The sequence below is a fragment of the Streptomyces katrae genome, from assembly GCF_000966975.1.
In the GTDB taxonomy this organism is placed as follows: Bacteria; Actinomycetota; Actinomycetes; order Streptomycetales; family Streptomycetaceae; genus Streptomyces; species Streptomyces katrae.
Map to the genome: position 1 here is coordinate 20678 of NZ_JZWV01000095.1, position 6764 is coordinate 27441.

The following is a 6764-nucleotide window of genomic DNA, read 5'->3' on the forward strand; positions in this document are numbered from 1 at the left end:
CCCGCCGCCCGGTGACGGCCACCGGGCGGAGACCACCCCGCCCACCGTCCCCGTACCGCCGCAGCCCCAGGCACCCGGCGTACGCCGCCCCGGGCGGGCAGGCCGCGCACGGCGGCGACGGCCGGGGGCAGTGGCCCGGCGGTGCCGGGCAGGAGGGCGCCGCGCAGGAGCCCGGGCGCCCGTACGCGCAGCCGCAGGCCGCCCACACGCACGCCCAGCCCGCGTACGCCCACCCCGCGCACGCGCAGCCCCACCCCGCCCGGCGGGCCGCGCCCGAGACCGTGCCCGTGCTCGGGGCCGACGCGGCCGTCGGGCGGTCCCGGCACGGGGACCCCTTGATGCGGCGGACCCTGCGCAGCCTGCGCGGAGCCCTCGGGTCCTCCGCGGCCAAGGCCGTCGCCTCCGAGACCGGGCTGGCCACGCAGGTCCAGCAGCCCGTCACCACCGGGCGGCACATCGTCGTCACCAGCATCCGCGGCGGCTCCGGCAAGACCACCGTCACCGCCCTCCTCAGCCGCACCTACAACCACTTCCGCCACGACCCGGTGCTCACCCTGGAGGCCGACGCCGCCCTCGGCACCCTGCCCGTCCGGCTCGGCGTCGAGTCCCTGCGCTGGACCTGCGGCGACCTCGCCCAGATCGTCCGCCCCTCCATGCAGCTCACCGACATCACCGGCTACCTCGTCCCGCTGCCCGACGGCGGCTGGCTGCTGCCCGGCAGCCAGGGCCGGATCGGCGCCCAGGTCGACGTCGCCACCTACCGGACCGTCATGGTCGCGCTGCGCCGCTACTTCGGGGTCACCGTCGTCGACTGCGAGACCCTGCCCGGCGAGGTCGCCCGTACCGCCCTCGACACCGCGCACGCCCGCGTGCTCACCACCCCCGCCACCGCCGAGGGCCTCGTCTCCACCCACGCCGTCCTCGACTGGCTGGCCTCCCTGCCCGTGCCCGTCCTGCCCCGCACCGTCGTCGTGCTCACCGTGCAGTCCCCGCACCCGGCCGTCGACCTCGCCAAGGCCACCGCCAAGCTCGCCGCGACCGGCGCCGGCGTCGTCGTCCTGCCCTACGACCGCCACCTCGCCTCCGGCGGCGCCGTCCGCACCGACCTGCTCGGCGAAGGCACCCGGCAGGCCACCGTCCGGCTCGCCGCCGAAGTCCTCCAGCGGGCCGTGGCCCTCCCGGCGGCCGGCGGCGCCCGGTGACCCAGCAGCTCGTCCACCGCCCGGCCCGCGGGACCCTGCCCCTCGCCCCCGCCGAACCCCGCATGGTCGAAGCCCCGCCGAACCTCCCCGAGGGGAAGATCGGCAGCCCGGCCACCGCCCTGCTGCCGATGGCCGGCGTCATGGGCTCGGTCGTGATGATGACCGTCGTCCGGAACAGCCAGTTCGCCGCCGTCGGCGCGATCGTCCTGGTCTTCGCGCTGATCGGCGCCATCGCCCTGTTCTGGTCCCAGCGCGGCAAGGCCCAGCGCACCCGCCGCGCCCAGCGCGAGCGCTACCTGGAGTACCTGGAGGAGCAGCGCGAGGAACTCGGCGCCCGCGAGAAGGCGCTCCGTGAGGAGGCCCGCCGCCTCAACCCCCCGCCGGAGGCCCTCTACGACCTCGTACGGGACCCCGCCCGGCTGTGGGAACGCCGCCGCACCGACCCCGACTTCCTGCGCCCCCGCCTGGGCACCGGAGCCGTCGCCGTCCAGGAGACCGCCCTCGCGGCCGGCGCCGGGAACGTCCTCACCCCGCCCGACCGTTTCATGCTGAACGAGGCCGGCGCACTCATGGCCCGCTTCGCCCGTGCCAGCGACTTCCCGCTGACCGTCCCCCTCGACCGGGCCGGGAACGTCAGCATCATCGGCGACCGCGAGGGCGTCCTGCGCGTCGCCCGCGCCCTCCTCGCGCACACCGCCGTCCTGCACGCCCCCGACGACGTGGCCATCGCCCTCGGCGTGCCCGGGGACCGGCTCGACGACTGGGAGTGGGCCAAGTGGCTGCCCCACGTCCTCGACCAGCAGGAACAGGACGGGCCCGTCGCCGCCCGCCGGATCGCCCCCAGCCTGCCCCAGCTCGCCGCCGGGGTCCTCGCCCCCGACCTGCGCCGCAGGGCCTCGTACGCGGCCGAGGTGCGCCGCGGCCTGTCCGACAAGGGCGCGCTGGCACTCGCCGGCCGGCTGCTCGTCGTCAGCGACGAGTACGGGGGGAACGCCGTCGAACTGCCCCGCCCCGACACCGCGGTGGGCCTGGCCGACATGAACACCACCGTCCTGCACCTCCTCGCCGAACAGGTCCACGAGCCCGACGAGGTGTCCGTACGGATCACCGTCACCGGCTCCGACGGCCCCGACGGCTGCCACGTCACCGTCCGCGACCTGCGCACCCCGCAGGCCCCCGACGCCGAGGGCCTCACCGACGCCCTCGGCCCCGCCACCGCCGAGGGCCTGGCCCGGATGCTCGCCCCGCTGCGGCTGTCCGCCGAGTCCGTCGCCGAGGGCACCCCCGTCTCCGGGCCGGTCGAGTTCATGGGCCTGCTCGGCATCACCGACCCGGCCCGCCTCGACGTGGACCGGATGTGGGCGCCGCGCAGCGAACGCGACTTCCTGCGCGTCCCCATCGGCATCGACGACCGCCACGGCCCCGTACTCCTCGACCTGAAGGAGTCCTCCCAGCTCGGCATGGGCCCGCACGGCCTGTGCGTCGGCGCGACCGGCTCCGGCAAGAGCGAACTGCTGCGCACGCTCGTCCTCGCCCTGGTCACCACGCACGCCCCCGAGGACCTCGCCATGGTCCTCGTCGACTACAAGGGCGGCGCCACCTTCGCCCCCTTCGAGAAGCTGCCGCACGTCGCCGGCGTCATCACCAACCTGGAGAACCAGGCAGGGCTCGTCGAACGCGTCCACACCAGCCTCGCCGGCGAGGTCAAGCGCCGCCAGCAGGTCCTCAAGGACGCCGGGAACGTCGCCGACATCGGCCACTACGCGGTGCTGCGCGCCGAGAAGCCCGGACTGGAGCCACTGCCGCACCTGTTCGTCGTCATCGACGAGTTCGGCGAACTCCTCACCGCCAAGCCCGACTTCATCGACCTGTTCCTGTCCATCGGCCGCATCGGCCGCTCCATCGGCGTGCACCTGCTGCTCTCCAGCCAGCGCATCGAGGGCGGCAAGCTCAAGGGCCTGGACACCTACCTCTCCTACCGGCTCGGTCTGCGCACCTTCTCGGCCGACGAGTCCCGCACCGTCCTCGACACCACCGACGCCTTCCTGCTGCCGCCGCTGCCCGGCTTCGGCTACCTCAAGGTGGACACCTCCACCTACACCCGCTTCAAGGCCGGCTACGTCTCCGGCCGCTACCGGGGCCCGGCCGCCGGACCCGGCGCCGCCGACCAGGGCCCCCTCGCCCTGCCCTACCCGACCTTCAACACCCTCCAGGACACCGCCGGCCCGGCCGAGCCCGCCGAGGAGAAGCCCACCGCCACCGCCCGCGAGACCGGGCCCAGCGTGCTCTCCGTCATCGTCGACCAGCTCGCCGACGCCGCACCGCCCGTCCGCCGCATCTGGCTGCCCCCGCTCCCCGACGCCGTCCCCCTCGACGTCGCCGCCGGACCCCTGTCCGTCACCGAGCACGGACTGCGCCTCGGCACCGGCGGCACCGGCCCCCTCGACAAGCCGCGCCGCGCCCCGCTGAGGGTCCCGCTCGGCGTGCTCGACGACCCGGCCCGGCAGTGGCGCGGCCCCTGGGAGCTCGACCTGACCGTCGCCGGCGGGCACACCGCCGTCACCGGCGGCCCCCAGTCCGGCAAGACCACCCTGCTGCGCACCCTCGCCCTCTCCCTGGCCCTGACCCACACCCCCCAGGACGTCGCGATATACGGCCTCGACCTGGCCGGCGGCGGCCTCGCCGCCCTCGCCGGGCTCCCGCACGTCGGCGGCATCGCCGGACGCGCCGACCGGGAACGCGCCGCCCGCACCGTCGCCGAGGTACGGGCCATGCTCGCCACCCGCGAGCAGCTCTTCCGCGAGCACAGCATCGACTCCGTCGACCAGCTGCGGGCCATGCGCGCCAAGGGCCTGCTCCCCGAACTCCGCTCCACCGACATCGTCCTCCTCGTCGACGGGTACGGCGCCCTGCGCGAGGACTTCGACGCCCTCGACGACGCCGTCACCGACCTCCTCAAGCGCGGCGGCGGCTACGGCATCCACGTCGTCGCCGGCATGCTGCGCTGGAACGACGTCCGCATCGCCAACCAGTCCCTGTTCGGCGGCCGCGTCGAACTCCGCCTGGGCGACCCCTCCGACTCGGCCATCGACCGCAAACTGTCCGAGACCATCTCCCCGGACACCCCCGGCCGGGTCCTCACCGACGGCAAGCTCTTCGCCCAGACCGCCCTGCCGCGCATCGACTCCCGCTCCGGCACCACCGACCTGGCCGCCGCCCTGGAGGAGGCCGCCGGCACCGTCAGCGCCACCTGGCACGGCGAACTCGCCTCCCCCGTCCGGGTCCTGCCCTCCCGGCTGCCCGCCGACCGGCTGCCCACCGCCGACGAGGAACCGCACCGCATCCCCCTCGGCGTGGACCAGGACGTCCTCGCGCCCGTCCTCCTCGACCTGTTCGGCCAGGACCAGCACCTGCTGATCCTGGGCGACAACGAGTGCGGCAAGACCAACCTCCTCGCCCTCGTCGCCCGCCAGCTCATCGCCCGCTACGGCGAGGACGAACTGGTCTTCGCCGTCTACGACCCCCGGCGCGGCCTGCGCGGAGTGGTCCCCGAGCCCTACCGGGGCGGCTACGCCCACAACGCGAAGATCGCCGCCGCCCTGTCCGCCGGCATCGCCAAGGAACTCGACAAGCGGCTCCCCGAGGACGGCATGGACCCCGACGCCGAACCGGGCGAGGGCCCCGGCTTCGCCGGACCGCGCATCGTGGTCCTCGTCGACGACTACGACATCCTCACCACGGCCGGACAGCAGCCGCTCCAGGCGTTCGTCCCCTACCTGCCGTCCGCCCAGGACATCGGACTGCACTTCGTCATCGCCCGCCGCGTCGCCGGCTCCTCCCGCGCCCTGTACGAGCCGCTGCTGACCACCCTGCGCGAATCGGGCACCACCGCGCTCGTCATGAACGGCGAACGCTCCGAGGGGCAGCTGTTCCCGCAGCTGTACGCGAGCGCCCAGCCGCCCGGCCGGGGCACCCTGGTGCGGCGCGGCCGCCCCCACCAGGTCGTCCAGACCGCCCTCGCCCCCACGCCGACCCAGGAAGCGCCCTGACACCGTGACCAAGGACGTCATCGCCCTCACCCCGAAGATGCCCGACACCGCGGCGCTGCTGGTGGCCCTCGCGGCCGGCGGCGGCGGCCTGGACGCCGCCCCCGCCGGCGAGGGGGCCGTCGTCCAGCTGCTCGGCGCGGGCGGCCGGCCCCTGGTCTCCGTGGAGGCACCCGTACTCGTCCAGGTGCCCGGGGAGGCCCAGCGGCTCCTCGGCACCCCGTCCGCCACCCCCGTCTGGTGGACGGAGACCCGCGCCTCCACCGCCGTCCCCGAGGCGGCGGAACTCGCCGGAGCCGTCGCCGGACGCCTCGCCGAGGTCCTCGGCGGGACCGTCTGGCCCGAGGGCGCCGGCCGGGTCACCACCGTCCCGGTGGACTCCGAGGCCTCGGCGGCGCCCGCGCCCGCCGGAGCCCTGCCCACCGTCGACGTGGTCACCGAATCCACCGCCGTCGTCCTCGCCGACCGGCCCGTGGTCCCGCTGACGGCCTGGCTGTCGGACGTCCTGCGCACCACCGCCTCCTTCGGCGCGGCCCTGCACATCGTCACCCCCGCCCACTGCCGGCTCAGCCTGCCCCTGCGCACCGTGCTCACCGGCGCCCCGAACCGGTGGGTGGTCCAGGACCCCGCCTGCGGCTACTACGACGGCCTGTCCGGAGCCGTACTGGCCTGGCAGGACGGCACCTTCGCCCCGGTCCGCGACGAGCAGGGCCAGACCCGGCTCGCCGAAGCCTTCCGGCGGCCCGCCACCGGGCCCGGCGAGCGGCGCCTGACCGTACACCTGCGCACGGAGCACCCCGCCGAGGCGGACACCCTGCTCGGCGGCGCGCTGGAGACCGCCTGGCACGCCCTCACCGGGGCCGGCCCGGCGGGCTGGGGCACCGCCGAACCCGTCAACCTGCCCTGGTCCCCGCGCCAGTTCACCGACCTCGCGCGGAGCCGGATGCCCGAACCCACCCTGGTCACCGCCGTCGGCCGGCCGGAACGGCCCGCGCTGGCCACCGTCCGCGTGACCCGCACGGCGACCGGGGTCGAGGAGGACGTCACCCTCTCCCTCGGCTACGGGCCGTCCGAGGAGGTACCGCTCGGCGCGGTGGAGGAACTCGCCGGGGCCCTCGTCACCGGGCACGGCCTGGTCAGCATGCTCGTCTCGGTGGGCCCCGGCCGCCGGGACCTGAGCCTGACCCCCCGCATCACGGCCCCCGCCGTACCGGTGTCCTTCACCCTCGGCGCCCGGGGCGTCACCGAAGCCACCCTCTCCCAGGCCCGCCGGCCCCCGCTGGCGCTCAAGCCCGTCCAAGTGGGCCCGGAGCGCCGGCCCGGACTGCACTACCCGCTGGGCGACGGCACCGACCCCGCCGCGTGGGAGACCCTCTCCACCCTGCTGACCTAGGCCGGCCGGGGTAACTCTGCGATGAACACACGAATCTGACGGCTGTTCGGGGTAGGGCCGAACGGGACGGAACCTCGATCCGGTCCGCGCCCGCAACCGAAGGACAGCCCGATGCGCCCCTCC

Annotated in this window: 3 protein-coding genes; all 3 read left to right on the forward strand. The window is 75.6% G+C overall.

Features of this window, described 5'->3' with window-relative positions; genetic code table 11:
• Positions 1-11: 11 nt before the first annotated feature.
• The 3 genes from VR44_RS05200 to VR44_RS05210 are packed head-to-tail and all read left to right on the forward strand — an operon-like array spanning position 12 to position 6641.
• Entirely contained in the window at positions 12-1202 is a 1191-nt protein-coding gene (locus VR44_RS05200) for a CpaE/TadZ family protein (RefSeq protein ID WP_245691609.1), read from the forward strand.
• Complete coding sequence (locus VR44_RS05205; protein ID WP_045946164.1) at positions 1199-5251, forward strand: type VII secretion protein EccC; 4053 nt, start codon at positions 1199-1201, stop codon at positions 5249-5251. Before VR44_RS05200 ends, VR44_RS05205 begins: the two co-directional genes overlap by 4 nt.
• Positions 5252-5255: 4 nt before the next feature.
• Positions 5256-6641, forward strand: a complete 1386-nt coding sequence (locus VR44_RS05210) for a DUF6177 family protein (RefSeq protein ID WP_045946165.1) — start codon at positions 5256-5258, stop codon at positions 6639-6641.
• The last annotated feature ends 123 nt before the right edge of the window (positions 6642-6764 follow it).